Genomic DNA, 25,242 nt, shown 5'->3' on the forward strand with positions numbered 1-25,242 from the left:
AGAACGGGACGAGACAGCGCAGGCTGTCTCGTCCCACAAACAGGTTCCCGCCATGTCGGTCGAAACGCGTCAGAGCTTTGGAGCTTTCAGGATGCCGGCAGGCTTCGGTGGCCTGCTGCCGGCGCTGATCCTGATTGCGCTGTTCTTCGCCGTCCCGGTGCTGGCCCTGCTGTTGCGCAGCGTCACCGAGCCGGCGCCCGGCCTGCAGAACTACGCGACATTGCTGGGCGACGGCACCTATGCGCGGGTGTTCTTCAACACCTTCCTGGTTGCGGCGGTCGTCACCGTCGTTACCGTGCTAGTCGCCTTTCCAGTCGCCTGGATGCTGGCGATCATGCCGGCGGCCCTCGCCTCGATCGTCTTCGGCATCATCATCCTGTCGATGTGGACCAATTTGCTCACCCGCACCTATGCCTGGATGGTGCTGCTGCAGCGCACCGGCGTTATCAACCGGACGCTGATCGCCATTGGCGTCATCGACCAGCCGCTGCCGCTCATCAACAATCTCATCGGCGTCACTATCGGCATGGTCTACATCATGCTGCCCTTCATGATCCTGCCGCTGGTCGGCACCTTGCGGGCGATCGATCCGATGACGCTGCGTGCCGCGGCCCTCTGCGGTGCCAGCCCGTTCCAGGCATTCCGCCGCATCCTCCTGCCGCTGTCGCTGCCCGGCATCGCCGCTGGTGGCCTGATGGTGTTCGTCATGTCTCTCGGCTATTTCGTCACCCCCGCGCTGCTCGGCGGCACGTCGAACATGATGCTGGCCGAAATGATCGCGCAGATGATCCAGTCGCTGCTCAATTGGGGGCTCGGCAGCGCCGCCGCCTTCATCCTGCTGGTCGTCACCATGGCGCTCTACGCATTGCAGCTGCGCCTTGTCGGCGCCCGGCGCGTGACGGGAGGCATCTGAGATGCTGCTCGATTACGACCGTATGGGATGGCTGAAAATTGCCCTGCTCGGCTTCACCGCGCTGGTCGCCGCCTTCCTCCTCTTGCCAGTGGTTTTCATCGTTCTGCTGTCGTTCGGATCGTCGCGCTGGCTGGCCTTTCCACCGCCCGGTTGGACACTGAAATGGTACCAGGAGCTGTTTGCCGACCCGTCCTGGCTGGAGGCGGCGCTGACCAGCGCCCGCATCGCCACCATGACGGCGATCCTTGCCGTGGTGATCGGCCTTCTCGCCTCGTTCGCGTTGGTTCGCGGACAGTTCCGCGGCCGCGAAATCCTGCGCGGCCTGCTGCTGACGCCGATGGTCCTGCCGGTCGTGGTCTTCGCCATCGCCATTTACGCCTTCTTCCTCCGCCTTGGCCTCGGCGGCACAACGATCGGCTTCGTCATCGCCCACACCGTGCTGGCGCTGCCATTCGCGATCATCCCGATCGCTACGGCGCTTGAAGGCTTCGACAAGTCGATCGAGGACGCGGCGATCGTCTGCGGCGCCAGCCCGCTCGAGGCCAAGCTCAGGATCACCTTGCCGTCGATCAGGATCGGCATCTTTTCCGCGGCGATCTTTTCCTTCCTTGCCTCCTGGGATGAGGTCGTCGTCGCCATCTTCATGGCCAGCCCCACCTTGCAGACCTTGCCGGTCAAGATCTGGGGCAGCTTGCGCTCGGATCTGAGCCCGGTGATCGCCGCCGCCTCCAGCCTGCTCGTCGGCCTCACCCTTGCCCTGATGGTGGTGACGGCACTGCTGCGCCGAAAGTTCCAGACATGACCCAGTCCTTTCTCTCCATCCGCAAATTGCACAAGGCGTTCGGCGCGTTCACTGCCGTGCATGACGTCACGCTTGAAATACCCAGGGGTGAATTCCTGACCTTTCTCGGACCGTCGGGCTCGGGAAAATCGACGACGCTCTATGCCATCGCCGGCTTCCAAGATCTAAGCTCGGGGGATGTGCAGCTGGAAGGCAAGTCGCTGCTCGCCGTGCCATCGCATAAGCGCAACATCGGCATGGTGTTCCAGCGCTACACGCTGTTTCCGCATCTGACCGTGGCGGAAAACATCGCCTTTCCGCTGCGGGTTCGCCGCCGGCCTGATGCCCAGGTGAAGAGGAAGGTCGCCGACATGCTGGCCCTGGTGCGGCTTGAGAGCTTCGCGGCCAGGCTGCCCGGTGCGCTGTCGGGCGGCCAGCAGCAGCGCGTCGCGCTGGCCCGGGCGCTGGCCTACGACCCGCCTATCCTGCTGATGGATGAGCCGCTTTCAGCGCTCGACAAGAAGCTGCGCGAGGAAATCCAGGCCGAGATCCGCCGCATCCACCGCGAGACCGGCGTCACCATCCTCTACGTCACACACGACCAGGAAGAAGCGCTGCATCTATCGGACCGCATCGCCCTGTTCAAGGACGGCCGCATCGAGCAGACCGGCACCGGTGAGGACCTCTATCTCAGGCCGGCAACCGACTTCGTCGCCGGCTTCATCGGCAATTCCAATTTCCTCGCCGCCGAACATCTCGAAACTGTCGACGGGGCGGCAACGATCCGGCTGGCGGACGGTTCGGTCGTCTCCGGCGTGAGCGTCAACGGTGCTTTCGAGAAGGGGCAAAAAACCAGGTTGATGATCCGGCCGGAAGCGTTTGGCATGGAGCGAAAGCCGGCGAGCGCGGAACTCGCTGTCGAGATCGTCGATGTCGCCTTCTATGGCGAACGCCGGCGCATCGTCGCGCGCACCGCCGCCGGACAGGAGATCGACATCAGGCCGACATCTGCCGCCATGCAATCGCATGATGGAGCGCAGTCCCGCCGGCAGGTGTTTTTCGATCCGGCCGCCGCGTTCCTGTTTCCGGCCTGACTGGTGGATCAGGCAGGCTGAGACCTATTCGGCGGCAACCCTGGCGGCTGGGCGATTGGCGAGCACAAGCCCGACCTCGTCGACGGCTTGCGCGACGCGCTTCAGGATCGGTTCCGAACGAAGCACGCCATCGGTGAAATCCTTGTCGGTGGCGTAGACCGCCGTCGGCAGGGCAAGCACTTCGAAGAAGCCGAACAGCGGCCGCAATTGATGCTCGACGATCAGCGCATGCCGCTCGCCGCCGCCGGTGGCCAGCAGCACCACTGGCTTGCCCTTCAAGGAGACCGGATCGAAGAGATCGAAGAAGTGCTTGAACAGACCGGTGTAGCTCCCCTTGTAGGTCGGCGAGCCCACCACCAGCACATCGGCATTGACGATGCTGTCGAGGATGGCCCGCGCTTGCCCGTCGAGGTCGCGTGCCCATTTGGCGCCACCGAGCGAAGGGCCGAGATCTTCCACGTCGTAGCTGCTCGCCGACAGGCCATGCTGGCGCGCAATGTCCTTCACCACCTGTTCGACGAAGCCGCGCGTCTTGGACGGCCGGGTGAAATTGCCGGAAAAGCCGACGACGGTTGGATTGGGCATGCTGTGGCACCTTCTTGCTACGGGCAAGCCCGCCTTCAGTGTCTACAAGTTTGATAGACTTCCGAATGCGGCAAAAGGAATGATAGGCCTTTCGGCACCGCCACGACGAACTATTTTTCCATTCGTTAGCGCAAACGGATGATGGCGGCGATCAATTTTCGGCGAGCGACACGAACCGTCCAACCGGCACGAAACCCTTATCCGATGCGGCTGCCGCCTGCCGGATCGAACAGATGCAGCGCCGCTGGATCGGCGGACAGCCGCACCACGTCTCCCGGCCGAACATTGCTGCGCCCCATGACAAAGACGCAGACCTGCTGTCCCGCCATCTTGACGTAGAACTGGGTCGACAGCCCGAGCGGCTCCACCACCTCAACCTCCGCCGTGAGCGCACCGTCTTCGGCGAGCTGGATATGTTCCGGCCGCAGCCCGACGGTAAGCGCGTCGCCATTCTTCAGCGGCAAGCCATCCGGCAATCTGAGCTTCTGGCCATCGGCCAGCACCGCCTCCACCTTGCCGCCCTTGTCGACCGTCGCCGGCAGGAAATTCATGCCTGGCGAACCGATGAAGCCGGCGACGAACATGTTGATCGGTCGGTCGTAAAGTTCCAGCGGATGGCCGACCTGCTGCACGAAGCCGTCATGCATGACGACGATGCGGTCGGCCATGGTCATAGCCTCGATCTGGTCGTGGGTGACATAGACTGAGGTGGTCTTGAGCTGCTGGTGCAGCGCCTTGATTTCGGCGCGCATATGGACACGCAATTTGGCATCGAGATTGCTGAGCGGCTCGTCGAACAGAAACACCTTGGGATCGCGCACGATGGCGCGGCCCATGGCAACGCGCTGGCGCTGGCCGCCCGACAGCTGGCGCGGCAGACGCTGCAGGAAAGTGTCAAGGCCGAGGCGCTTGGCGGCAGCGCCGACCCGTGTGTCGATCGTCGACTTCTCTGCCTTCTTCAACAGCAGGCTGAAGCCCATGTTGGACGACACGTCCATATGCGGATAGAGCGCGTAGGACTGGAACACCATGGCGATGTCGCGGTCCTTGGGCGCGACGTCATTGACCAGCCGGTCGCCGATGCGGATCTCGCCGCCCGAGACCTCCTCCAGCCCGGCGATCATGCGCAGCAAGGTCGACTTGCCGCAGCCGGACGGGCCGACCAGCACGACGAATTCGCCGTCGGCGATCTCCAGATCGACGCCGTGCAGGATGCGCAGCGAGCCATAGTCCTTCTCGACATGTTGCAGCGTGACGGAAGCCATCGGTTATCCTTTGACCGCGCCGGCGGTGAGGCCGGTGACGAGATAGCGTTGCAGGAAGGCGAAGAAGATGCAGACCGGGATCAGCGCCAGGATCGACGCCGCCATCATCTGCCCCCAGTCGACGGCGAATTTGCCGATATAGGTGAGCAGGCCGACGGCAAAGGTCTTCTGGTCGTCGCTGGAGATCAGCATCAGTGCGAACAAAAGCTCGCTCCAGGCAGCGGTGAAAACGAAGCCGAGCGTTGCGCCCATGCCGGGCAGCGTCAGCGGAACGATCACCTTGCGCATCGCCTGGGCGCGCGTGCAGCCGTCGATCATCGCCGCCTCTTCGAGGTCCCGGGGGATGCCGTCGAAGAAGGACTGCATCAGGAAGGTGGCGAAGGCGGTGTTGAAGGCGGTGTAGATGATGATCAGCCCGACCAGGCTGTTAGTCAGACCGAGTTCTCCCATGACCCGGTAGATCGGCGGAATGACCATCACCAGCGGAAACGTCTGCGTCAGCAAAAGCATGATCGCAAGCGTCGCCTTGCCGCGGAAGGTGAAGCGCGACATGGCGTACCCGGCGAGCGTGGCGATGATGGTGACGAAGGCTGCCGTCGACACCGATACGATGACGCTGTTCATGAAATAGCGCGGGAAATCAGAGGCTTCCAGCACAGTGATGAAGTTGTGGAAGGTCGTCTGCGACGGCCACAGCGTGATGCCTTCGGAATAAAGCAGCCGCTCCGGCGTGACCGATATCTTCAGCGTCCAGAAGATCGGGAACAGTGCAAAAATCATGTAGGCGGCAATGGCGCTGTAGAGGCCGATGCCACTGACAATGCGCGAGGAGGTCGAGCGTCCGGCAATCATCAGACGTGCCTCACCAGCGAGCGGCGGATGGCGATCAGCGCGATCGCGTAGACGATGAGCAGCACCAGCAGCAGCACCGCCACCGCCGAGGCATAGCCCTTGTCCAGCGACTTGAAGGCGCTGACATAGATGTAGACCGGCACCGTGCTGGTCGAGCCGGCAGGTCCGCCCTCGGTCATGACGAAGATCAGGTCGGCGAAGGTGGCGATCCAGATCGTGCGCAGCATGACGGTGATGACGATGGTCGGCGCCAGGAACGGCAGCGTCACCTTGCTGAAGCGCTGCCATGGCGAAGCGCCGTCGATGGCCGCGGCTTCATGCAGTTCCGACGGGATCGACTTCAGCGCCGCCAGCAGCGTGATGGCGAAGAACGGGATGCCGAACCAGATGTTGGCGATGATCGGCCCCCACATGGCGGTGGCCGGATCGGACAAGACGTTGGTCGGCTCGGCCTTCAGCCCCAGCGCAAACAGCCAGTGCGGCAATGGCCCGATGATCGGATTGAACAGCCATGCCCAGGTAAGGCCGGAAAGGAAGGACGGCACCGCCCAGGGTAGGAACACCACAGCCTGCACGAACTTGCGGCCGATGAACGGTTTGTCGAGCAGCAGCGCCAGGCCGAGACCGAGGAAGAACTGGAAGAACAGGCTGGCGACCGTCCACCACAGCGTGTTGACCAGCGCCTGCCCCAGAACCTGGTCGGACAGCATCGCCTGATACTGGCCAAGGCCGACATATTCCGATTTGAAGGCGGAGAATTTGCGGAACGAATAGCTGATGCCGACGATCAGCGGCACCACAAGCACCACGACCAGAAGCACGATCGCCGGGCTGAGATAGAGCCAGGGCTCGATGGCGGCATGGGTCAGCCGCTTCGCTCGCGGCTTGCCTGCGGGTCGTATCGTGGACACGGCATAGGTCATACGGACAGCTTCGTTCGGTTGAAAGGGATGAGCCGGCGTCGATGACAGCGTCCTTCTCCCCGTCACTATACGGGGAGAAGATGCCGGCAGGCAGATGAGGGGCAGCGCGAACTCTTAGAGGATGGCGCCGCCCCTCATCCGTCACTTCGTGACACCTTCTCCCCGTGAACGGGGAGAAGGGAGAACAACTACTTCTTGTTCTTGGCCAGCCAGTCCTGCTGCTCCTTGGTCAGGAACGCGGCCCATGCGTCGGCCGCCTCCTTGGCCGTCTTCTGGCCGAGCAGCACTTCCTGGAAGTTCTTGATCGCCACCTGGTCGACGAAGTTGCCGAGGTTTTCCAAATGCGTCGGCGGCGTCACCATTTCATATTTGGACGTGTCGCTGAGCTCGGTGAACCAGCCCTTGAACTGCTCGGTCTTGAAGTGGGCATCCTGGTCGGCGCCATTGTGGATCGGCACGACGCCGACCTCCTTGGCCCATTCCAGATTGTCCTTGGGCGACAACAGCGTCGCCATCAGCTTCCAGGCATCGTCCTTGTGCTGCGAATTGGCGAACATCGCCCAGCCGGCATAACCCAGCGTCGGATAGGATTTGCCGCTCGGCCCGACTGGCAACGGCGCCACGGCGAAGTCGTCGGCGCTCATCTTGTCGGCGATGCCGAGCAGCGCGTCGGGATCCTGGTTGAGCATGGCGCAGGTTCCGGAATAGAAACCGGTGACCGTCTCATTGAAGCCCCAGCTCACGGCATCCTTTGGCGCCAGGCCGTCCTTGTACATGTCGGCCAGCATCTGCAGGCCCTTGACCGAGCCTTCATCATTGATGGTCGAGGTGCCGTCTTCGTTGAAATAGCCGCCCTTGCCCTGAGCGATATTCATGAACATGTGCATGCCGTTGAAGGCGCCAGGGCCACCGCGCAGGCAGTAGCCATATTTGCCTGGAAGCGCCGAGATCTTCTTGGAGTCGGCAACGAATTCATCGAGCGTCGCCGGCGGGCCGTCGAGACCGGCCTCCTTGAACAGTTTCTTGTTCCAGAACAGCGCGTTCACATAGTAGCCGTAAGGGATCATGAACTGGGTGTTGTTGACCGTCGAGCCGAACTGCTTGGCCCGGTCGCCCAGCGTCTTGGCGTCGTCCCATTTGGCCATGTAGGGGCCAAGGTCCTCGAGCTGGCCGTTGGTGGCATAGAGGCCCATCCAGCGTTCCGGCATCTCGACGATGTCGGGCGTATCGCCGGCCTGCACCATGGTCAGGAATTTCTCGAAGGCCTGGCCCCAGGGCAGCGAGACCAGCTCGACTTTGACGCCCGGATTGGCCGCCTCGAACTCGGCGATCTGCTTCTTCAAGAATTCGGTGCGCGGCGGGCTGGTGATGACCTCGACCATCTTCAGCGTGGACTCGGCCAGCGCGCCGCTGGCGGAAATTGCCAAGCCGGCGGCAGTGGCAAGCATGATGCTCAGTCTTTTCATGTCAGGTACTCCCATTTTGAACTGCTCCGTCTATTTTTTTGCTTTGTCGAAGGCCTGGGCGATGTCGGCCCACAGATCCTCGACACTTTCCAATCCGACGTTGAAGCGGATGGTTCGGGGGCTGACGCCGAAGCGCGCCATCGAATTCAGGCCCGGCGTTTGCTCGAGCGAGGCCTTTGCCGGAACGACCAGGCTCTCATGGCCGCCCCAGCTGACGCCGATGCGGAAGAACTTCAGCGCGTCGACGAAGGCCGGAATGTCGACATCCTCGGTCACCTCGAAGGAAAACAGCCCGGCATAGCCGGCCAGCGTCGCCTTGCCCGGATGGTTGGAATAGGCCGGGTGGTTGACGCGCTCGACCTGGCCATGCGCCTTCAGCCGTTCGGCGATGGTGAGCCCGCTCTTCATGTGATGCGGCAGCCTGAGCGGCAGCGTGCGCAGGCCGCGCAGCAGCAGCCACGCCTCGAACGGCGACAGCTTGCCGCCGAGCGAGGAATAGGTCTGCTCGTTGATGCGAGCGATATGGGCGGCCGAGCCGGCAACCACGCCGGCGACGGTATCGCTGTGACCGCCGAGATATTTCGAGGCCGAATGCAGCACGAGGTCGACGCCATGCGAGATCGGCTTCTGGAACACCGGCGTCGCCCAGGAATTGTCGATGCTGGTGATGATGCCTTGCTCCTTGGCCAGCCGCGTCAGATGCGCGATGTCCTGCAGCTCGAACATCATCGAGGTCGGGCTTTCCAGATAGAGCAGCTTGGCGCCGGGAAGTGCCGCCGCCACCGCGTCGGGGTCGGACCCGTCGACATAGTCGACCTTGATGTTGAGGCGCGGGAACAGCCGCTCGAACAGCCGGTAGGCGTCGCCATAGCAGTTGCGAACGGCAACGATGCGCTCGCCAGCGCCGACGAAAGCGAGCACCGTGGCGCTGATCGCTGCCATGCCGCTGGAAAAGCCTCGCGCCGCTTCAGCACCTTCGAGAGCAGCAACGCGCGCCTCGAATTCCATCACCGTCGGATTGTCGCCGCGCGAATAGATCGGCTGGCGCCGCCGGCCGGCAAAAGTGTCGGCCATCTCGGCGTAGTTGGCGAAAGTGAACAGCGAGGTCTGGTAGATCGGCGGCACCACCGCGCCGCCGGGGAATGGATCGTCATGCGCCAAAAGCGTCGCCGCTTCAGCGAGATAGTCCATTTGAAAACCGGTCGGGTGCTCGTTCATTTTCGGTCCGAAAGTTTGAGTTTGGCGGCGCCACGCTTCAGATCGTCCTCGACGGTGGCGATCAGCTTCAGCGCTTCGGCCCGGGCTCCCTCCGGGTCGTGCGCGGCGATGCAGTTGTACATGGTGCGATGGTAGGGAAAGCTGGCGTGGCCGAAATCGCGCACGCCGAGCGGATGCTCCCAGAAGCGGTGGAACAGTTCGTGCATGGCGGCGATGATCTGCTCGAACAGCGGATTGCCGCAGGCGCGATAGATCGACTGGTGGAACTCCCAGTCTTCCTCGGAAGACATGCCGGCCCTGGTGTGAAAAGCCTCTTCCATGATGTCGAGCTTGCGCTCGATCTCGGCGAGGTCTTCCTCGTCAGCGCGGATGGCGCAAAGCGCCGCGGCTTCCGCTTCCAGCGCGCGGCGGATTTCCAATGTCCGCATCAGGCCGGTGAAATCATTGCCGCCGGCGAGCGTCAGCGGCATGTGCAGCATGTCGAGCGAGACGGCCGCCTTGAGATAAGTGCCGCTGCCTTGCCGCCGCTCGACGAGGCCAAGCCCCTCCCAGCGCGTCAGCGCTTCGCGCACCGTGTTGCGGCTGACCTTGAGGCGCTCGGCGAGGATGCGTTCGGTCGGCAGTTTCTCGCCAGGCTCCAGCTGCTCCTGCATGACGAAGCCGGCCAACGCCTTCAGCACCGCATCGTCGCGGGCCGTCGTCTGGATGGGCGGAAGGAAATCGGTCACGCCGGCTGAGCCTAAAGTGGTTCAATGGTCCAACCAATTTCTGCACGGGCTGAGGGAGCGAGTCAACCGCCAAAATGAAGCAAGGTCGAATAGCGCGGAGATACGCCATTCGACCGTGCTGTTCAGCCGTGAGCGCGCGACGGCGCAGGATCCGCACTGGCGCTGCGCCAGCGCGCGAACATTTCTTCGCGAACCCGCCGCGAACCCGAGAGGCGCTCCTTTACCTCCGCCAGCACAGTGGGCGAAGCCTCGGCAGGTGTGCCCGACTGGAAAGGAGGCGCCGGGGCATATTCGAGCGAGAGCTGCACGATCTCGGCTTCAGCCTGTCCGAGCAGTCTGGCGAGGAGGAGGAGGCCGAAGTCGATCCCCGAGGTGACACCGCCGGCGGTGATCAGATTTCCGTCCTCGACAATGCGCTCGTCGACAGGAATGGCGCCGAACTCGGCAAGGAAGTCATGCGCATACCAATGCGTCGTCGCCCTCTTGCCCCTCAGCAGCCCGGCCGCGCCGAGCACCAGGGCGCCGCTGCACACCGAAGTGACGTAGCGTGCATGTGCTGCACGCTCACGCACGAAATCAAGTACGGCCTGATCCTCCAGCAGCGCGTTGACGCCTCCTCCGCCTGGAATGCACAGCACGTCGAGAGGCGGGCAATCGCCGAAGGTCGTCGTCGGGTTGAGGGACAGTCGCGTCGACGACATCACCGGATTGCAATCCTTCCAGATCAACTCCACCTCGGCGCCCTTTGCCGAAGCCAGGACTTCGTAAGGGCCGGTGAGGTCGAGCTGCTGGACATTGGGGAAGACAAGGATGCCGAAACGAAGGGTCATGGAAATCTCCACAGGTTGACTCCAGCCAATCTAAGGCATCATGTTTTGGCACGATCGCCAATCATCCCTCGTTTCAGGCCAAATCCAATGCGCCGTATCGAAGTGCTTGCCTATCCCGACATCCAGCTCCTCGACGTCAGCGGACCGCTTCAGGTCTTTGCCAGCGCCAACGACTTCAGGACGCAGGCCGGCGAACCGGCTCCCTACGAGGTCGCGGTCGTCGCCGCCTCGGCGCGCATCCGCACATCGGCAGGCCTTGTGGTAGAGGCAGCAGTGCTGCCGGCGCACGGAGGCGAGATCGATACGTTGATCGTGCCCGGCGGATGGGGCGTCAACGCGGCCTGCGACGATCCCATGCTGGTCCAGTGGATCGCCGGGCGCTCGCGCGACGCCACGCGAACCGCTTCCGTCTGCAGCGGCGCCATGTTGTTGGCGACGGCAGGCCTACTCGACGGCCGTCGCGCGGTGACCCACTGGGGACGCTGCGCGGAGTTCGCCCGTCGCTTTCCCGCGGTCCGCCTCGAACCTGACCCGATCTTCATTCGTGACGGCAATGTCTGGACATCAGCCGGCGTAACTGCGGGGATCGATCTCGCCCTCTCCCTCGTCGAGGCCGATCTTGGCCGGCACACGGCGCTGGCGGTGGCGCGCGAGTTGGTGGTCTTCCTGAAACGTCCCGGCGGCCAGGCGCAATTCAGCCAGACCCTCAAGCTGCAGCAAGGCGACGGGCGCTTCGACAGGCTGCATGGCTGGATCCTCGAAAATCTCGCCGGCGACCTCTCCCTGACGCAGTTGGCCGACCACGCCAATATGAGCCCGCGCAGCTTCTCGCGCCGCTATCACGAGGCGACGGGCCGGACGCCCGCCCGCGCGATCGAGGAAATCCGGATCGAGGCGGCGCGACGGATGCTGGAGCGCGGCCAGCCCGTCAACCAGACGGCCCGGCGGTGCGGTTTCGGCTCGGAAGAGACGATGCGGCGTGGCTTCCTGCGCGTACTCGGCACCAACCCGCGCGACTATCGCGAGCGCTTTTAGTACGTTGGCTGGCGATCCACGACTGCGCTTCAGCCGCCACCAAACCGAGCGACGAACTGTTCGGCCGGCAAGTCGAAGGCCGACTTTTCCTGCATCAGCCTTTCCAAGGGCCAGTCCCACCAGCGGATTTTCAGCATCGCCGCGATTGTCTCGTCGGAAAACCGCTTCCTGATGAACTTCGCCGGATTGCCGCCGACAATGGCGTAGGGCGGCACGTCCTTCGTCACCACACTGCCGGCAGCGACTACGGCACCGTCGCCGATGGTCACGCCGGACAGGATGATGGCATCGGTTCCGACCCACACGTCATGGCCGAGTTTGATCGGGCCGTTTGTTCGCAGATACTCGTAGGTCGATTTGGTCTTGAACAGCTGGTGCTGAAGCGCGTAGTTCGCGGCTGTCTCTGTCGGATGATTGGCTTGGCAGAAGAATCGGACGCCCGGCCCGATGGCGCAGAATGCGCCAATGTCGACCGGGGATTTTTCGCTGCAGTTCACGAACGATCCCCCGCTCAGGCTTTTCGAGTATCGGCCGATCCTGGCGTGGCGCGGGATAGAATTGGGATCGTCCTTCAACCCCAGGAATATTCGCAATCTCTTGAAAGCCATGTTTCAGGATCCCCACCCTTTGCGCCGGATCGTCGGCGGCATCAGAGAAATCCACAACCTATGCACCAACGCAATCCTGATCTTGGCTGGAGGCAGGTGTTGGTGTGGTCTGGCACCATTTTGCCCGAACGACATAGCCAACCGGCCACATGGCTTTTCCTTTGACGACCGCAATGGCATGGTCGACTGGCACTGTGGGAGGACATTTGTTGAAAACCAAGAAGCTCATCAATGACGGCGGCAAGGCGGTCGACGAGATGCTGGCCGGAATTCTGGCTGCGCATCCAAAACATCTTCACGCCGTGCCCGGCAGCCCGCGCTCGATCATAGCCAGAAACGGGCCACGCCCCGGCAAGGTTGGCCTGGTCATCGGCGGCGGCTCCGGCCATGAGCCGACCTTCCTTGGCTTTGTCGGCAAGGGCCTGGCCGACGCGGCGGCAATTGGTAACGTCTTTGCCTCCCCTCCTCCCGACCCGATCCTCGAATGCGCCAAGGCAGCAAGCGGCGGCGCTGGCGTGCTGTTCATGTACGGCAACTATGCCGGCGACGTCATGAATTTCGACATGGCGGCCGAAATGGCAGCGATGGACGACATCGAAGTGCGCACGGTGCTGAGCACCGACGACGTCGCGTCCGCGCCGCGCGGCGAACGGCACAAGCGCCGCGGCGTCGCCGGCAATTTCTTCATCTTCAAGGCGGCGGGTGCAGCTTGCGACCGCATGCTGTCTTTCGACGAATGCGAGCGCATCGCAACGAAGGCCAACGATCACACCTTCACCATGGGTGTTGCGCTTTCGCCTTGCTCGCTGCCGCAGACAAGGCGGCCTAATTTCGAGATCGGCGACGACGAGATGGAGATCGGCATGGGCATTCATGGCGAGCCCGGAGTCGCGCGCGGGCCGCTGAAAAGCGCCGACGAAGTCACCGACGAGATGCTCGATCACATATTGCAGGAAATGGCGCCGTCGCGCGGCGACCGCGTCGCCATTCTCGTCAATTCGCTCGGGTCGACACCCCTGATGGAACTCTACATCATGAACCGGCGGCTGTCGCAAAGGCTGGCCGACATCGGCGTCGGCGTCCACGCAACCTGGGTCGGCAATTACTGCACCTCGCTCGAGATGGCCGGCGCCTCGATCACGCTGCACCAACTCGACGGCGAGTTGCAGACGATGCTGGACCACCCTTGCGACTGCGCCATGTTTCGCGCTGGGTAAACTTGGCCAAAGGCAAGGAACAAGAGATGACGACAATTGACAGCGCCCGCCTCGCCGGGATGTTCGCGGCCATCGCCGATGCCATGTCAGCCGACAGGGATCGTCTGTGCGCGCTTGACGGCGTGATCGGCGACGCCGACCACGGCATCGCCATGGAACTCGGATTTACCGCGGCACGCGATGCGGTCTCGGCGCTGGACGCAGTGACCACCGATCCAACCACCTTGCTGAATACAGCGGCAAAGTCGTTCCTGAACGCCGTCGGCGCCTCCTCGGGCCCGCTCTACGCCACGGCTTTCATGCGCGGCGCCGCAGCCGTGAAGGGCAAGACGACGCTCGACGAAGCCGACACCGTTGCCGTGTTCCAGGCGATAGCCAAAGGCATACAGGATCGCGGCAAGGCTGAAACAGGCGAAAAGACGATGATAGATGCCTGGGCGCCGGCCGCGACAGCGGCGGGCGAGGCGCTGGCCGCCGGCAAGGGCCTGGCTGGCAGTCTTGCGGCCGCGGTCGAGGCCGCAAGGGCCGGCGCGGAGGCGACCAAGGCGATGATCGCCACCAAGGGCCGAGCCTCCCGCCTTGGCGAGCGCTCGCTTGGCCATATGGATCCAGGTGCGGCGTCCGCGGTAACGGTGATCGAGGCGATGCGGGTCGCGTTGACGAGCTAGACCATCTCTCTTCCCGAAGGCTTTCGGAAAAGGTCATGTTAAAACAATTGGATAGAGGCTTACCTTGACTCTATCCCGCAACGCCCGTCCTCACCGTTTCGCATCGAGCCTGTCGATGGCATCCACGTTTCCGGCAGAGGGGCCGTTCGGATCGAACTCCGAGGCCAGCCAGGCATCGGCGATCGATTTCGCCAGTTCGGGGCCGATGACGCGGGCGCCCATGGTGATGATCTGGGCGTTGTTGGATTTCGCGGCGCGCTCCGCCGAATAGGTGTCGTGGGTGAGCGCAGCACGAATGCCCGGCACCTTGTTGGCCGAGATGCTGACGCCGATGCCGGTGCCGCAAAACAGGATGGCGCGGTCGTACTTGCCGTCGATAATTTCGTGGCCAATTGCGGCTGCGATATCGGCGTAGTAGCCGGCCTGGCTGAGATCGACGACCTGCAGCTCGGGCTTGGTGGCGAGATGCTTGGCGATGACATCGAGCAGCGGCTTGCCGGCGCTGTCGGCTCCAAGTGCGATCTTCATGGCAATAAACTCCTTTGCTTCGTGGTCAGCGCGCGATGGCGGCCGACGCCTTTTTTAAAATGTCGATATAGCCTTCCGCCTGCCATGCCGAGCGGCCGATGAACAGGCCGTCGACATGCGGCTGGCCGATCAGTTCGGCCGCATTGCCGGGATTGACGCTGCCGCCGTAAAGCACAAGCGGCGCGGCCGGCAACCGCCTTGCAGCAACCTGTTTGATCAGCGCCTGCTGCTTGTCGGCATAGTCGGCGCTGGCGGGGATGCCCTTCTCGCCGATCGCCCACACCGGCTCATAGGCAAACAGGATTTCCGCCGACAATTCATTGCCCGCGAGGCCTTGCAGCGCGCCAAGCACCTGCGCGGTCAGGATGTCATCGGCGCGGCCGCCCTCGCGCTCGGCCAGCGTCTCGCCGACGCAAATCAGCGGCACGAAACCGTGCCTCACCGCCGCCGCCGTTTTCAGTCCCACGGTCTTGTCCGTCTCGCCAAAATGCTCGCGGCGCTCGCTATGCCCGAGTTCGATCAGGTCGAGCCCGCAATCCCTCAGCATCAGCGGCGAAATCTCGCCCGTCCAGGCGCCGGCATCGGCCCAATGCATGTTCTGCGCGCCGACCTTGACGCGGGTTTTGGCGAGCGCCGCCTTGACCTGCCGCACGGCGGTGAACGGCGGAATGACGAAGGGCTGTATCGCCGGATCGAAGCCAGGCACGAAGGCCGCCAGCGCGTCGGCGAACTGCAGCGCCTCCGCCAGCGTCTTGTTCATCTTCCAGCTCGTGCCGACCCAATATGGGGTCATTCTCTTCTCCTTCGATCCGAAATTCGGATGATACGTGCCACTCAGGCGCGAGGCTTGAGACTGTCGCGGCCGCTGTCGATGTAGGGCGCCCAGAAATCCACCGACTCCCGGATCATTGCAACAACCTGATGATCGACCGGTTCACGCTCCCGGAAGGAAAGCTCAAGGCAGATCTCATTGTCGGTTCCGCCACCAGCCCGCACAGTGTCGATCAGCTTCTGCGGGATGATGCGGCCATCCTTGTTGTAGGCGGCCGTGAACGGCCAGTGGCCGCCCTTGTTCATCGACGACTGCTTGATGTGAATGATCGGCGATTGCAATGGAAAGGCTTTCGCCCAGGCATAGGGGTCGGTGTCGTCAGGGTTGGGCGAGGTCACGTCGCCATGGTCAATGTCGACCATCATTTGCATCGGGATCGGCAGCTTCGCCGCATCGATGGCGCCCTGCAACTCCACGCAGCTTTCGATCGTGTGGCCAAACTCCCGCCCCACCGACATCGGTTCCCAGAACAAATAGCTCAGGCCCGCCGCCTTGGCGTGCTCGGCCACCTCGCGCCAGCATTCGAGCGCGATGTCGAGAAGGGCTGCGCGCCGCTGCGGATCGTCAAAATCCTTGTAGGTGAATATGGCGAACTGCGTGCCCAAGCCCGACGCGCCAAGCTCGGCGGAAATGTCGGCGAAGGTCTTGAACCAGTCGACATAGTAGCGCCGCACATCGGCATCCGGATGGCCGAAATGGTTGAGCCGGCCATAGGGCCCGGTCATCCCCGAAGTGATGCGCACGCCGGTCCGCGCCAGCGCGTTGTTGAACAGGCGCAGGAATTTGGCAATCGTTGCAGCCGGCCAGCCGGGATTGACGAATTCATGCGTCAGCTGCACGTCGCGGATGCCGATGCCATAGGCGATGGCGTCGATCAGATCGTCTGGATCGGCGAAGCGATTGACCAGCGGGTTGGTGTTGAGGGAAAGCGTGAAGGCCATCAGTTTGCCGCCGCCATGATCTTGGTGCACCAGTCTTCGAATGTCTTCCGCTCGGCGGCACTGATATGCAGGCCGTGCTTGGTCCGGCGCTCGAGAACGTCGGCGGCGGTCATCGCCCATTCGGTCTCGAACAGGAAAGCCGCTTCCCGCTCGTAGAAATCCGGACCGAAACGGCGGCCGAGATCGGCTTCGCCTTTGACCCCTTTCAGCAAGGCGCGCGTGCGCGTGCCGTAGCTTCGAGCATAGTGCTTCACCAGCGACGGGCTGAGCCACGAAAACTCGGCGTGCAGATCGCCCAGGAACTGCTCGAAATCCGCGTTGGGCAAGTCACCCCCCGGCAATGGAATTTTGGCCGTCCAGGCCTTCTTCATCGCCGGGAAGAATGGCTGGATTTTTTCCAACGCATGTTCTGACAGCTTGCGAAAGGTGGTGATCTTGCCGCCGAACACCGAAAGCAGTGGCGCACCGCCGTTCGGGGCATCGAGTTCAAAGATGTAGTCGCGTGTCACCGCGCTTGGGTTGTCGGCATTGTCGTCATAGAGCGGACGCACGCCCGAGAAACTGTAGACCACGTCCTGCGCCGTCAGCTGTCGCTTGAAGTAGCGATTGACCACCTTGATCAAATAATCGATTTCGCTGGCCTCGGCAGCCACTTCCTCGGGCCGGCCCTCATAGGGAATGTCAGTGGTGCCGATCAACGCCAGGTCGTTTTCATACGGATTGACGAAGATCACCCGCTTGTCGTTGTTCTGGATGAGATAGGCCTGCCGTCCCTCCCAGAATTTGGGCACCACGATATGGCTGCCTTTTACCAGGCGAACATTGCGGGTGGAATTCTGCCCGGCGACGCGGCTGACGATGTCGTTGACCCACGGCCCCGCCGCATTGACCAGCCCCCGCGCGCGGACCTTGGTCACCGCACCGGTGCGACTGTCCTGCATGTCGATCGACCACAGTCCGCCTTCGCGCCGGGCAGCAATACAGGCGGTGCGGGTGAACACTTTTGCGCCGCGCTGACTGGCGTCGAGCGCATTGAGCAGCACCAGGCGGGCATCATCGACCCAGCAGTCGGAATATTCGAAGCCGCGCCTGAATTCGTCCTTGATCGGCGCGCCTTCTGGCGCGGTCCTCAGGTTCAGTGTTCTTGTTCCGGGCAGCCGCTTGCGGCCGCCAAGATGGTCGTAGAGAAACAGCCCGAGCCGCACCAGCCATGCCGGCCTGTCCTCGGGGCTGTGCGGAAGCACGAAGCGCATCGGCCAGATGATGTGCGGCGCGGCCTCGAGCAGCACCTCGCGCTCGATCAACGCCTCGCGCACCAGCCGGAACTCGTAATATTCGAGATAGCGCAGGCCGCCATGCACCAGTTTGCCGGAGCGCGAACTGGTGCCTTGCGCCAGATCGTCCTTCTCGCACAGGATGACCGACAGTCCGCGGCCGGCGGCATCGCGCGCTATGCCGGCGCCGTTGACGCCGCCGCCAATCACGAAGAGATCGACAACATCAGACGTATCGCTCAAGACTTTGCTCCTGTGCGCTGCGCCATACTCTTCCACACGGGCCGCAGCGCCTGGCGCGCCGCGACGAAGGATGGAAACAGCGCATCGTAGGTGTGGGAAAGCGCTTCGTCATAGGCATCGCATTCGCCCAGAAGCGGCGTCACCCATTCGGCGCAACACTCATCCATGGAGCGATAGACGCCGAGTCCGACCGCAGCCATCATCGCGGCACCCGCAGCGCCGGCTTCCTGGCGGCTGCTGGTTCTGACTTGCGCCCTGGTCGCTGCGGCGATGATGCGGCGCAGCGACGGGCTGCGCGCCGCGCCGCCAGACAGGCGGATCTCGCCCGGCATCGTACCCATCGCCTCGTAGCAATCGCGGGCCGCGAACGCCAATCCTTCGAGAACGGCGCGCGCCAGATCGCCAAAGCCGTGCTTGACCGACAGGCCAATGAAGCCCGCGCGTGCATCCGGATCGACGAACGGTCCGCGTTCGCCGGCAAGCGAAATATAGGGCTGATAGACCAGCAATCCCGGCTCCGATCCTTCGACCCAGACATCGAGTGCTTTCAACAGCTCGTCGCGCGAAGGTTTTGCGCCGCTGGCTGTCAGCACGTCGCGCGCCAGGCCAAGCAGCCAGTCGATGTTGAGGGTCGCCGCCATATTGGATTGCAGTTGCGCATAAGCACCGGGAACAGGCATGGCGATCGTGTAGCCGGATGCATCGTCGTTGAGCACGACATCGTCGGCAGTGCGCGCCAGGCGCGTGTGGATGCCGGTCGAGCCGATGACCGTGCAGCCGACATTGCCGCTCGGATCATAAAGGCCGGCGCCGAGCGCGGTGCTGACCATGTCTACATAACCCAGCACCACCGGCGTGCCTTCAAGCAGGCCGGTCTCTCCTGCCGCCGATGGCGAAAGCGGATGATGGTCGGTCGTGCCTTCGAGCATGGGCGGCAACAGGCGGCGATGTGTCGTCAGATCGAGAATGTCGAGCACCTCGTCGGAATAGCTGCGCGAGCGGAAATCGCCGAAGGTGAATGTGCCTTCCGAGGGATCGGTGGCACGCTCGCCGGTCATCTTGAAATAGAGCCAGTCCTTGCAATGAAAGGCGGTGGCCGCCCGCTCCAGGATTTCCGGGCTGTTCTTCTTCAGCCAGCTGAGCTGAGCGCCTTGCTGACAGGCGTTGAGCCCGGTGCCGGTGATCTCGAACCGCGTGCGATCCCTGGCATCGGCGCGCATGTCGTCCACCAGATGTCCGGCGCGGGCGTCGAGCCAGAGCCAGGCGCGCCCGACTGGCGAGCCGTCGCCATCGATCAACCAGGTGCCGTCGCCCTGCCCGGTGATCGCCACCGCCGCTGTTCGCCTGGCAAGATCGGGAATTTTCGTCGCCAGCTCGCGAACCGTCTCAACCATGTCGCGCCAGGTCTGATCGAGATCCTGCTCGGCGCCGCCGCCTTCCAGCGTGACGAAGCTGTTGCTCACCGACGCCATGGCAAGCTGCCGCCCCGAAAGATCGAAAGCTACCGATTTGATCACGGACGTTCCCGCGTCGATCCCGATCAGCAGGTCTTTCATGCGGCAAGTTCCGGATGGTTATGAAGGCAATTCACAAGCAGCAGTCTTTGTTGTCTGGAAGCCGTAGAAGAGGCAGGGAGTGTCCGCAAGGACACCCCCTGTGCAGGTGTTATTCCGACAGCACGAAGGGCGCGGTGTACTTGTCGACATTGTCCTTGGTGATGAGAAGACAATCGAACAGCTGCTTCTCGCTGGTGGCGCCGGTAGCGCCCGACTTGATGAACGAGTCGGCCTGCTGCACGGCCTTGGCCGAGAAGATGGCGACCGGCTGAAGCACCGTGTACTGCAGTTCGCCGGACTTGATGGCCGCAACCGCATCCGGCGAGCCGTCGAAGCCGCCGACCTTGATACCGGCCAGCTTGCCGGCTTCCTTCAGCGCCGCAACCGCACCAAGCGCCATTTCGTCATTGCCGCTGATCACGGCGATGATGTCGGGATTGGCCTGCAGCATGCTCTGCATCTTGTCATGGCCCTGGGTACGATCCCAGTTGGCGACCTGCGAAGCAGCCTTTTCGAGATCCGGATACTGGCTCAGCACGGTGGCGTAGCCGTTCGAGCGCGTGGCGGCGTTGTTGTCCGAAGGGGCGCCGAGCAGTTCTACATACTTGCCCTTTTCACCGACCGCCTGCACCCACTGCTGGGCACCGAGAGCCGCGCCCTGCGCGTTGTTGGAGACGAGCTGTCCCTTGGCGAGACCCTCCTGGTTGATCTCGGCATTGACGAGGAAAACCGGGATGTTGGCGGCAATCGCCTTCTTCACCGCGCCGACCGAACCATCGGCATTGGCCGGGTCGAGGATGATCGCCACCGACTTGTTGGTGATGGCGGTGTCGATCAGATTGCTTTCCGTGTTGGTGTCGCCCTTGTGGGCAGCGACATTGGCCGTATATCCAAGCTTCTCGGCCTCGGCCTTGGCGACGTTGCCTTCGGTCAGCCAGTACGGGTTGGCCGGATCGTTGACGATGATCGAGATCAGGCCCGCGGCCGATGCGGCTGCGCTAAACCCAACGACCATGGCGGCGGCAAGCAAACTTCTAAGCACGATTTTCATGTACATTCCTCCAATGATTTACGCGGTGTTGCTCCAGTCACCTGGCAGTCTTCCCTTGGGCAGGATTGGCCGCTTCGGCCTTCCCCCGTTTCTGAGAAGTCGGTTGGCCGCCCGTCGAAGCTGGAAGCTTGCTACGGCGGCGATACTGAACGGCATTGAGGAGCACGGCGAGCACGATGACGGCGCCGGTGAACACTGTCTGCCAGTAGGATGAGATGCCGATGATCACCAGACCATCGGACAGGAAGCCGATGACGAACGCCCCAAGCAGGGTGCCGCGGATGTTGCCGCGCCCGCCGGTCAGCGCCGCGCCGCCGATGACGACGGCGGCGATAGCCGTCAATTCATAGGTGGTGCCCGCGGTCGGTCCGGCCGAGGTCAACTGCGAGGACAGGATCAGGCCGGCAATGGCGGCACAAATGCCTGAGAGCACATAGACCGAAATCTGCACCGTCTTGACCGGAACGCCGGAGAGTTCGGCGGCGCGCTCATTGCCGCCCGAGGCGTAGAGCCAGCGCCCGAAGGCGGTCCGGTTCAGGACGATGCTGCCGATCAGCGCGATGACCGCCAGAACCACGACGCCGGTCGGCACGCCGAACAGGCGGTTGAAGCCAAGCGCGTCAAAACCGGTGTTGCCCAGTTCCGGCTTGCCGCCGAGATTATTGTAGGTCAAGCCGCTGGTCATCAGCAGCGCCAGGCCGCGCGCCATGTACATGACGCCGAGCGTGGCGACGAAGGCCGGAACCTTGAACCGCGCGATCAGCACGCCGTTGATCAGTCCGACGACGGCACCCAGCATGCAAGCCAGCACCGCGACCACCCAGACCGGCGGGTAGAGCACGACGCCCAGCCAGGTGAGCGTCACGCCTTGCATCAGAAAACCGGCGACGACGCCGGCAAGCCCCAGCGTCGATCCGACCGACAGGTCGATGCCGCCATTGAGGATGACGAGCAGCATGCCGACGGCGAGAATCCCGAAGATGGCGACGTGCGAGGCCATGGTCAGGAAATTCGCCACTGAGAGGTAGTAGGGCGACAGGATCGAGAAGACGACGATGATGACGATCAGGGCAAAGAAAGCCCGGCCTTCGAGCAGCAGCTTGGCCACGTCGAAGCCCTCGCCGCCCGTGCTCGGACTGGACTGTTTGCTGGCCTGGCTGACATCGGTCATGAGAGGGGCTCCGAAATTCTATGATCAGGCGACCACGGCTTCGCCGGAGGCGGCCATGATCTGCTCTTTGGTGGCGTTCGCGCCGAATTCGGCTGAAATCTTGCCGCGCCGCATGACGACGATGCGGTGGGCGATGCTGAGGCACTCATTGACCTCAGAGGTCGAGAAAACGACCGCCAGGCCCTGCGCGGCGCGCTCGCTGAGCAAGCGGAAGACCTCGGCCTTGGCGCCGACATCGATGCCGCGGCTCGGCTCGTCGAGAAGGATGACCTTGGGGTTGGTCGTCAGCATCTTGCCGATGACGACCTTCTGCTGGTTACCGCCCGACAGCGACCCGATCATGGCGTTACCGCCGGCGGTCTTGATGGTCACCTTGCGGATCGAGTCGTCGATCAAAGCGCGTTCCCTGGGACGTGAGAGGAACAGGCCTTTGGCGAACGCCTCGATGCTGGCAAGCGACAGATTGCGGCCGACGGTCATCGTCTGGACCAGACCATCGCGCTGACGGTCCTCGGGCACCAGCACAAGGCCTCTGGCGATACGCTGGGCAATGGACAGCCCCGAGACGTCCTCGCCTTCTAGCAGCGCCCGTCCTCCCGCCATCGGCACGCGTCCGGCGACAGATTCCAGCAACTCCGTGCGCCCGGCGCCCATCAGCCCATAGATGCAGACGATCTCGCCTGCCCGGACATCCAGCGACAGATGATCGACGACATAGCCTGAGCCCGAGGCGTCGGTGACACTGACATCCTCGACCGAAAGCGCGACCGCGCCGAACGGATGGCCGGTCGGCGGCGAGCCGAGGTCGAAATTCTCGCCCACCATGTTGCGGACGATCCACTCGAGGTCGATGTCCTTGGCTACGGCCGTCGCGGTGATCGCTCCGTCGCGCAGCACGACAGCGTAGTCGGTGATCTGCAGCGCCTCTTCGAGGTGATGCGATATGTAGACGATGGAAACGCCGCGGCTGGTCAGGTCGCGGATCACCTTGAACAGCACCTCCACCTCTGTGGCGCTGAGCGCCGAGGTCGGCTCGTCCATGATCAGGATGCGGGAATCGACCGACAGCGCACGAGCGATCTCGACGATCTGCTGCTGCCCGAGACGCAGATCCTCGACCAACGTCATCGGATCGATGTCTTCTTCGAGATCGGCCATCAGCGCCCGCGCCTGGCGCGACTCCTCGGCGAAGTCGAGGCCGGTTCTGGTGCGCAGTTCGCGACCCATGAAGATGTTGTCGCGGACGCTCAGATTCGGCGCCAGGTTCAGTTCCTGGTGGATGATCGAGATGCCGCGATCGCGCGCGTCCGACGACGAGGAAAAGCTGACGAGATTGCCATCGAGCACGATGTCGCCGGATGTCGGCGTCACCACGCCGGACAGGATCTTCATCAGCGTCGACTTGCCGGCGCCATTCTCTCCGAACAGGGTCGTGACCTTGCCGCGATGGATGTCGAAGTTCACACCTTTGAGCGCGTGAACGCCGCCATACGACATGACGACATTGCGCGCAGAGAGCACGGCGTCGCCATTGGCGGGCTCTGTGCCGGAAGCCGAATTCATTTGACCTCCAGCCTCACCGGTGTGACCAGCCAGCTCTTCGGATTGACCAGCTTGAAAGCGCCGACCACCGTTATGGTCTTGCCGGTCAAGGCGCTGGTGTCGACTTTCGCCAGCACCTCGGTCTTCATCTCGTTGTTCAACGCCGAGCCGGCGTCCTGATACTCGATCTGGTTGGTGAACTGACCGAAGGTGATCTTGCCGGTGGCGTCGCGAAGCTCGGTTCCGTTGATCGCCGGCCCTGTCTGCACGCGGACCGTCAGCGTATCCGGCAAACCGTCGACGGCGACCTTGTAGATGCCCGACTTTCCCTCGCCGACAACGCCGCTGAATTTGACCGAGATGACCGGTCCGACACCCGCCGGCACGCCATATTCCTTTTCGGCAGTCGCCCTGTCCTTGGTGATCGCCGTCGCCACAGTCGCGGCGTCGGCGGCGCGCGCCTCGACATCGGCCTGCACCTTGGGGAATTCCGACTTGCCATAGTCGGCGGCGGAAAAGACGGCGTTGCGAACGTCGCCGGCGGAGCCGATCGTCACCACCTTGGTGTCAAGCGCCATGGCTCCAAGCAGAACTAGAACTGCCGCACCGGCAAGTGCGCGGCGCAAGCCCGGCGAGGCTTGGCGGGCGGGTGCGGAGGCAGCCTTCGTGCTCATAATGCAACCGCCAGCGATGCGGATTTTCCGTTGTCACGCATTCGTCGATCCTCCGTTGACGCGGGGCTTCGTGGCACCGGCCGCGTCGTCGAGCCGGCTTTTCTCGACCAGCGCGCGGGCCGTGCATTCGTCGGTGATCAGGCCGCTCAGATAGCGGCTTTCGAGCACCGACTTGATAGCCCGCACCTTCACCTTGCCGCCGGCGACGGCGACAATCCTGCGGCCCTTCAACTGGTCGCGGGGAAGCGCCAGTATTCTTTCCGACAGCGCGGTTTCCACCGGGCGCCCCTTGTCGTCGAAGAAATGCGCCAGCAATTCACCGACGCCGCCGTCACGCTTGACCTCGTCGATTTCGGACGGCTCGATCATGCCGGTCGCGACCAGCGACGCCTCCCGCTCGGCCGTGCCTATTCCGACGAACATCAGGTCGGATCGGCTGGCAAGAGCGAAGACATCGCTGATGCCGCGCTGGCCGAGCAGCACCTCACGGTCCTCGGCAGTGTTCGCGACAAAAGGCACCGGCATGACAAACGCCTGCGCGCCGGTCCGCTCGGCCAGGCGATGCATGACGTCGTGCGGGTTGGCGGCGAATTTGCGCGTCACGCCACCGAGCAGCGAAACGAAACGGATGTGGGCAGCAGTGGTGCGCGTTAGATACTCGACGCTGGCCGCAAGCGTGCGGCCATGGCCGACGCCGATCAGCATGTCTTCGCCGCGATCGATTTCGCGCTTGAGGAACTGGGCGCCGGCAATGCCGAGCCCCTTCAACGGCAGCTCGTCCTGATCGAGATCGGGAACCACCTCGCAATAGTCGAGCCCATAGGCGGCTGTCAGGCGCTGTTCGAGATCGACGCATTCGGCGACATCGCCGTCGATGAACACCCTGACCAGGCCTTCCTGGTTGGCCTTGGTGATGAGCCGGTGCGCCTTGAGGCTGGTCAGGCCAAGCCGCTTGGCCACCTGGGCCTGTGTCAGGCCGCCGGCATAGTGAAGCCAGGCCGCGCGCGTGGCGAGACTGGACTCATGGTCGCGGTTCGCGGCTCCACCGGATTTCAAGCCATCTCCTCCCCAGGATGATATTATTATCTTTGTGTGCAAAAATTTTCATACCTTTGCATCGCTGTCAATCCCTCCGCAGATGGTTGCCTCAGCCGACGGATCGGCAGCCAAAGCAGGCCTATTAGGAGGTCAGCATATGAGAGATCATACGGTGGTGTTAAATTAACGTCAATCTGTGTTATTTCGTA

At 63.1% G+C, this 25,242-nt stretch carries 25 protein-coding genes; 6 read left to right on the plus strand and 19 right to left on the minus strand.

What is annotated here, in order from left to right:
• Nucleotides 1-52 precede the first annotated feature (52 nt).
• Genes AC1DXN_RS19120 through AC1DXN_RS19130 form a run of 3 tightly spaced genes read left to right on the plus strand, consistent with a single transcriptional unit; the run spans nt 53 to nt 2,788 of the window.
• Complete coding sequence (locus AC1DXN_RS19120) at nt 53-913, plus strand: ABC transporter permease (RefSeq protein WP_477244302.1); 861 nt, start codon at nt 53-55, stop codon at nt 911-913.
• Nucleotide 914: 1 nt separating this feature from the next.
• Complete coding sequence (locus AC1DXN_RS19125; RefSeq protein ID WP_477275234.1) at nt 915-1,715, plus strand: ABC transporter permease; 801 nt, start codon at nt 915-917, stop codon at nt 1,713-1,715.
• Nucleotides 1,712-2,788 carry an ABC transporter ATP-binding protein gene (locus AC1DXN_RS19130; protein WP_477275236.1) on the plus strand — a complete coding sequence of 359 codons (1,077 nt, stop codon included), beginning with the start codon at nt 1,712-1,714 and terminating at the stop codon, nt 2,786-2,788. The genes AC1DXN_RS19125 and AC1DXN_RS19130 overlap by 4 nt, the downstream gene beginning before the upstream one ends.
• 24 nt (nt 2,789-2,812) lie before the next feature.
• On the opposite strand, the gene msuE is transcribed toward AC1DXN_RS19130, so the two are convergent.
• The 8 genes from msuE to AC1DXN_RS19170 form a co-directional block, all read right to left on the minus strand.
• Entirely contained in the window at nt 2,813-3,373 is a 561-nt protein-coding gene (msuE, locus tag AC1DXN_RS19135; RefSeq protein ID WP_477275238.1) for an FMN reductase, read from the minus strand.
• 197 nt (nt 3,374-3,570) lie between these two features.
• Nucleotides 3,571-4,638 carry an ABC transporter ATP-binding protein gene (locus AC1DXN_RS19140; RefSeq protein ID WP_477275240.1) on the minus strand — a complete coding sequence of 356 codons (1,068 nt, stop codon included), beginning with the start codon at nt 4,636-4,638 and terminating at the stop codon, nt 3,571-3,573.
• 3 nt (nt 4,639-4,641) lie between these two features.
• Nucleotides 4,642-5,490 (minus strand): carbohydrate ABC transporter permease, encoded by an 849-nt coding sequence (locus AC1DXN_RS19145; protein ID WP_477275242.1) that lies wholly within the window; start codon nt 5,488-5,490, stop codon nt 4,642-4,644.
• Entirely contained in the window at nt 5,490-6,413 is a 924-nt protein-coding gene (locus AC1DXN_RS19150) for a carbohydrate ABC transporter permease (RefSeq protein ID WP_477244292.1), read from the minus strand. The genes AC1DXN_RS19145 and AC1DXN_RS19150 overlap by 1 nt, the downstream gene beginning before the upstream one ends.
• Nucleotides 6,414-6,601: 188 nt before the next feature.
• Complete coding sequence (locus AC1DXN_RS19155; RefSeq protein WP_477244290.1) at nt 6,602-7,879, minus strand: ABC transporter substrate-binding protein; 1,278 nt, start codon at nt 7,877-7,879, stop codon at nt 6,602-6,604.
• A gap of 30 nt (nt 7,880-7,909) precedes the next feature.
• Entirely contained in the window at nt 7,910-9,097 is a 1,188-nt protein-coding gene (locus AC1DXN_RS19160; RefSeq protein ID WP_477244288.1) for a PLP-dependent transferase, read from the minus strand.
• Nucleotides 9,094-9,825, minus strand: coding sequence for a FadR/GntR family transcriptional regulator (locus tag AC1DXN_RS19165; protein ID WP_477244286.1), 732 nt, complete (start codon nt 9,823-9,825; stop codon nt 9,094-9,096). The genes AC1DXN_RS19160 and AC1DXN_RS19165 overlap by 4 nt, the downstream gene beginning before the upstream one ends.
• A gap of 122 nt (nt 9,826-9,947) precedes the next feature.
• On the minus strand, nt 9,948-10,655 hold the full coding sequence (locus tag AC1DXN_RS19170) for a DJ-1/PfpI family protein (RefSeq protein ID WP_477275244.1): 708 nt from the start codon (nt 10,653-10,655) through the stop codon (nt 9,948-9,950).
• Nucleotides 10,656-10,742: 87 nt separating this feature from the next.
• On the opposite strand from AC1DXN_RS19170, the gene AC1DXN_RS19175 reads away from it, so the two are divergent.
• Nucleotides 10,743-11,690, plus strand: a complete 948-nt coding sequence (locus AC1DXN_RS19175; RefSeq protein ID WP_477275246.1) for a GlxA family transcriptional regulator — start codon at nt 10,743-10,745, stop codon at nt 11,688-11,690.
• A gap of 29 nt (nt 11,691-11,719) precedes the next feature.
• Here AC1DXN_RS19175 and AC1DXN_RS19180 read toward each other — a convergent pair whose 3' ends face one another.
• Nucleotides 11,720-12,187: a CatB-related O-acetyltransferase gene (locus AC1DXN_RS19180; protein ID WP_477275248.1), complete on the minus strand. Its 468-nt coding sequence runs from the start codon at nt 12,185-12,187 to the stop codon at nt 11,720-11,722.
• Nucleotides 12,188-12,507: 320 nt separating this feature from the next.
• Between AC1DXN_RS19180 and AC1DXN_RS19185 the strand changes: the two genes are divergently transcribed.
• Complete coding sequence (locus tag AC1DXN_RS19185; protein WP_477275250.1) at nt 12,508-13,515, plus strand: dihydroxyacetone kinase subunit DhaK; 1,008 nt, start codon at nt 12,508-12,510, stop codon at nt 13,513-13,515.
• Between the two features lie 26 nt (nt 13,516-13,541).
• Nucleotides 13,542-14,183: a dihydroxyacetone kinase subunit DhaL gene (gene dhaL / locus AC1DXN_RS19190; protein WP_477275252.1), complete on the plus strand. Its 642-nt coding sequence runs from the start codon at nt 13,542-13,544 to the stop codon at nt 14,181-14,183.
• A gap of 90 nt (nt 14,184-14,273) precedes the next feature.
• Here dhaL and derI read toward each other — a convergent pair whose 3' ends face one another.
• From derI to AC1DXN_RS19240, 10 genes are all read right to left on the minus strand, one after another.
• Nucleotides 14,274-14,711: a D-erythrulose-4-phosphate isomerase gene (gene derI / locus AC1DXN_RS19195; protein WP_477275254.1), complete on the minus strand. Its 438-nt coding sequence runs from the start codon at nt 14,709-14,711 to the stop codon at nt 14,274-14,276.
• Nucleotides 14,712-14,736: 25 nt separating this feature from the next.
• Nucleotides 14,737-15,504, minus strand: coding sequence for a triose-phosphate isomerase (locus tag AC1DXN_RS19200; protein ID WP_477275256.1), 768 nt, complete (start codon nt 15,502-15,504; stop codon nt 14,737-14,739).
• Nucleotides 15,505-15,545: 41 nt separating this feature from the next.
• The gene (locus AC1DXN_RS19205; RefSeq protein WP_477275258.1) at nt 15,546-16,484 is read right to left on the minus strand and encodes a sugar phosphate isomerase/epimerase family protein; all 939 of its coding nucleotides are present in this window, start codon (nt 16,482-16,484) and stop codon (nt 15,546-15,548) included.
• Complete coding sequence (locus AC1DXN_RS19210; RefSeq protein WP_477275260.1) at nt 16,484-18,001, minus strand: glycerol-3-phosphate dehydrogenase; 1,518 nt, start codon at nt 17,999-18,001, stop codon at nt 16,484-16,486. Before AC1DXN_RS19210 ends, AC1DXN_RS19205 begins: the two co-directional genes overlap by 1 nt.
• Nucleotides 17,998-19,557 carry an FGGY family carbohydrate kinase gene (locus AC1DXN_RS19215; RefSeq protein WP_477275262.1) on the minus strand — a complete coding sequence of 520 codons (1,560 nt, stop codon included), beginning with the start codon at nt 19,555-19,557 and terminating at the stop codon, nt 17,998-18,000. The genes AC1DXN_RS19210 and AC1DXN_RS19215 overlap by 4 nt, the downstream gene beginning before the upstream one ends.
• Nucleotides 19,558-19,666: 109 nt before the next feature.
• Nucleotides 19,667-20,608 (minus strand): D-ribose ABC transporter substrate-binding protein, encoded by a 942-nt coding sequence (locus AC1DXN_RS19220; RefSeq protein ID WP_081725422.1) that lies wholly within the window; start codon nt 20,606-20,608, stop codon nt 19,667-19,669.
• A 37-nt stretch (nt 20,609-20,645) separates the two neighbouring features.
• Nucleotides 20,646-21,779, minus strand: coding sequence for an ABC transporter permease (locus AC1DXN_RS19225; protein WP_477275264.1), 1,134 nt, complete (start codon nt 21,777-21,779; stop codon nt 20,646-20,648).
• Between the two features lie 24 nt (nt 21,780-21,803).
• On the minus strand, nt 21,804-23,342 hold the full coding sequence (locus tag AC1DXN_RS19230) for a sugar ABC transporter ATP-binding protein (protein WP_477275266.1): 1,539 nt from the start codon (nt 23,340-23,342) through the stop codon (nt 21,804-21,806).
• On the minus strand, nt 23,339-23,995 hold the full coding sequence (locus AC1DXN_RS19235) for a DUF2291 family protein (protein WP_477275268.1): 657 nt from the start codon (nt 23,993-23,995) through the stop codon (nt 23,339-23,341). The genes AC1DXN_RS19230 and AC1DXN_RS19235 overlap by 4 nt, the downstream gene beginning before the upstream one ends.
• Nucleotides 23,996-24,028: 33 nt before the next feature.
• A complete protein-coding gene (locus AC1DXN_RS19240) occupies nt 24,029-25,051 on the minus strand; it encodes a sugar-binding transcriptional regulator (protein ID WP_477275270.1) in 1,023 nt (340 codons plus the stop codon).
• Nucleotides 25,052-25,242: the final 191 nt, after the last annotated feature.

The sequence above is a fragment of the Mesorhizobium sp. P2_H9 genome, assembly GCF_056403215.1.

Excerpts from the sequence above, each read along its gene's own strand:
- AC1DXN_RS19160 (WP_477244288.1), bottom strand. The coding sequence starts at position 9,097 with ATGAACGAGCACCCGACCGGTTTTCAAATGGACTATCTCGCTGAAGCG.
- AC1DXN_RS19145 (WP_477275242.1), bottom strand. The coding sequence starts at position 5,490 with ATGATTGCCGGACGCTCGACCTCCTCGCGCATTGTCAGTGGCATCGGC.
- AC1DXN_RS19120 (WP_477244302.1), top strand. The coding sequence starts at position 53 with ATGTCGGTCGAAACGCGTCAGAGCTTTGGAGCTTTCAGGATGCCGGCA.
- AC1DXN_RS19130 (WP_477275236.1), top strand. The coding sequence starts at position 1,712 with ATGACCCAGTCCTTTCTCTCCATCCGCAAATTGCACAAGGCGTTCGGC.
- dhaL (WP_477275252.1), top strand. The coding sequence starts at position 13,542 with ATGACGACAATTGACAGCGCCCGCCTCGCCGGGATGTTCGCGGCCATC.
- AC1DXN_RS19230 (WP_477275266.1), bottom strand. The coding sequence starts at position 23,342 with ATGAATTCGGCTTCCGGCACAGAGCCCGCCAATGGCGACGCCGTGCTC.
- AC1DXN_RS19220 (WP_081725422.1), bottom strand. The coding sequence starts at position 20,608 with ATGAAAATCGTGCTTAGAAGTTTGCTTGCCGCCGCCATGGTCGTTGGG.
- AC1DXN_RS19215 (WP_477275262.1), bottom strand. The coding sequence starts at position 19,557 with ATGAAAGACCTGCTGATCGGGATCGACGCGGGAACGTCCGTGATCAAA.
- AC1DXN_RS19200 (WP_477275256.1), bottom strand. The coding sequence starts at position 15,504 with ATGACCCCATATTGGGTCGGCACGAGCTGGAAGATGAACAAGACGCTG.
- AC1DXN_RS19150 (WP_477244292.1), bottom strand. The coding sequence starts at position 6,413 with ATGACCTATGCCGTGTCCACGATACGACCCGCAGGCAAGCCGCGAGCG.
- AC1DXN_RS19125 (WP_477275234.1), top strand. The coding sequence starts at position 915 with ATGCTGCTCGATTACGACCGTATGGGATGGCTGAAAATTGCCCTGCTC.
- AC1DXN_RS19170 (WP_477275244.1), bottom strand. The coding sequence starts at position 10,655 with ATGACCCTTCGTTTCGGCATCCTTGTCTTCCCCAATGTCCAGCAGCTC.
- AC1DXN_RS19205 (WP_477275258.1), bottom strand. The coding sequence starts at position 16,484 with ATGGCCTTCACGCTTTCCCTCAACACCAACCCGCTGGTCAATCGCTTC.
- AC1DXN_RS19175 (WP_477275246.1), top strand. The coding sequence starts at position 10,743 with ATGCGCCGTATCGAAGTGCTTGCCTATCCCGACATCCAGCTCCTCGAC.
- AC1DXN_RS19235 (WP_477275268.1), bottom strand. The coding sequence starts at position 23,995 with ATGAGCACGAAGGCTGCCTCCGCACCCGCCCGCCAAGCCTCGCCGGGC.
- AC1DXN_RS19155 (WP_477244290.1), bottom strand. The coding sequence starts at position 7,879 with ATGAAAAGACTGAGCATCATGCTTGCCACTGCCGCCGGCTTGGCAATT.
- msuE (WP_477275238.1), bottom strand. The coding sequence starts at position 3,373 with ATGCCCAATCCAACCGTCGTCGGCTTTTCCGGCAATTTCACCCGGCCG.
- derI (WP_477275254.1), bottom strand. The coding sequence starts at position 14,711 with ATGAAGATCGCACTTGGAGCCGACAGCGCCGGCAAGCCGCTGCTCGAT.
- AC1DXN_RS19225 (WP_477275264.1), bottom strand. The coding sequence starts at position 21,779 with ATGACCGATGTCAGCCAGGCCAGCAAACAGTCCAGTCCGAGCACGGGC.
- AC1DXN_RS19140 (WP_477275240.1), bottom strand. The coding sequence starts at position 4,638 with ATGGCTTCCGTCACGCTGCAACATGTCGAGAAGGACTATGGCTCGCTG.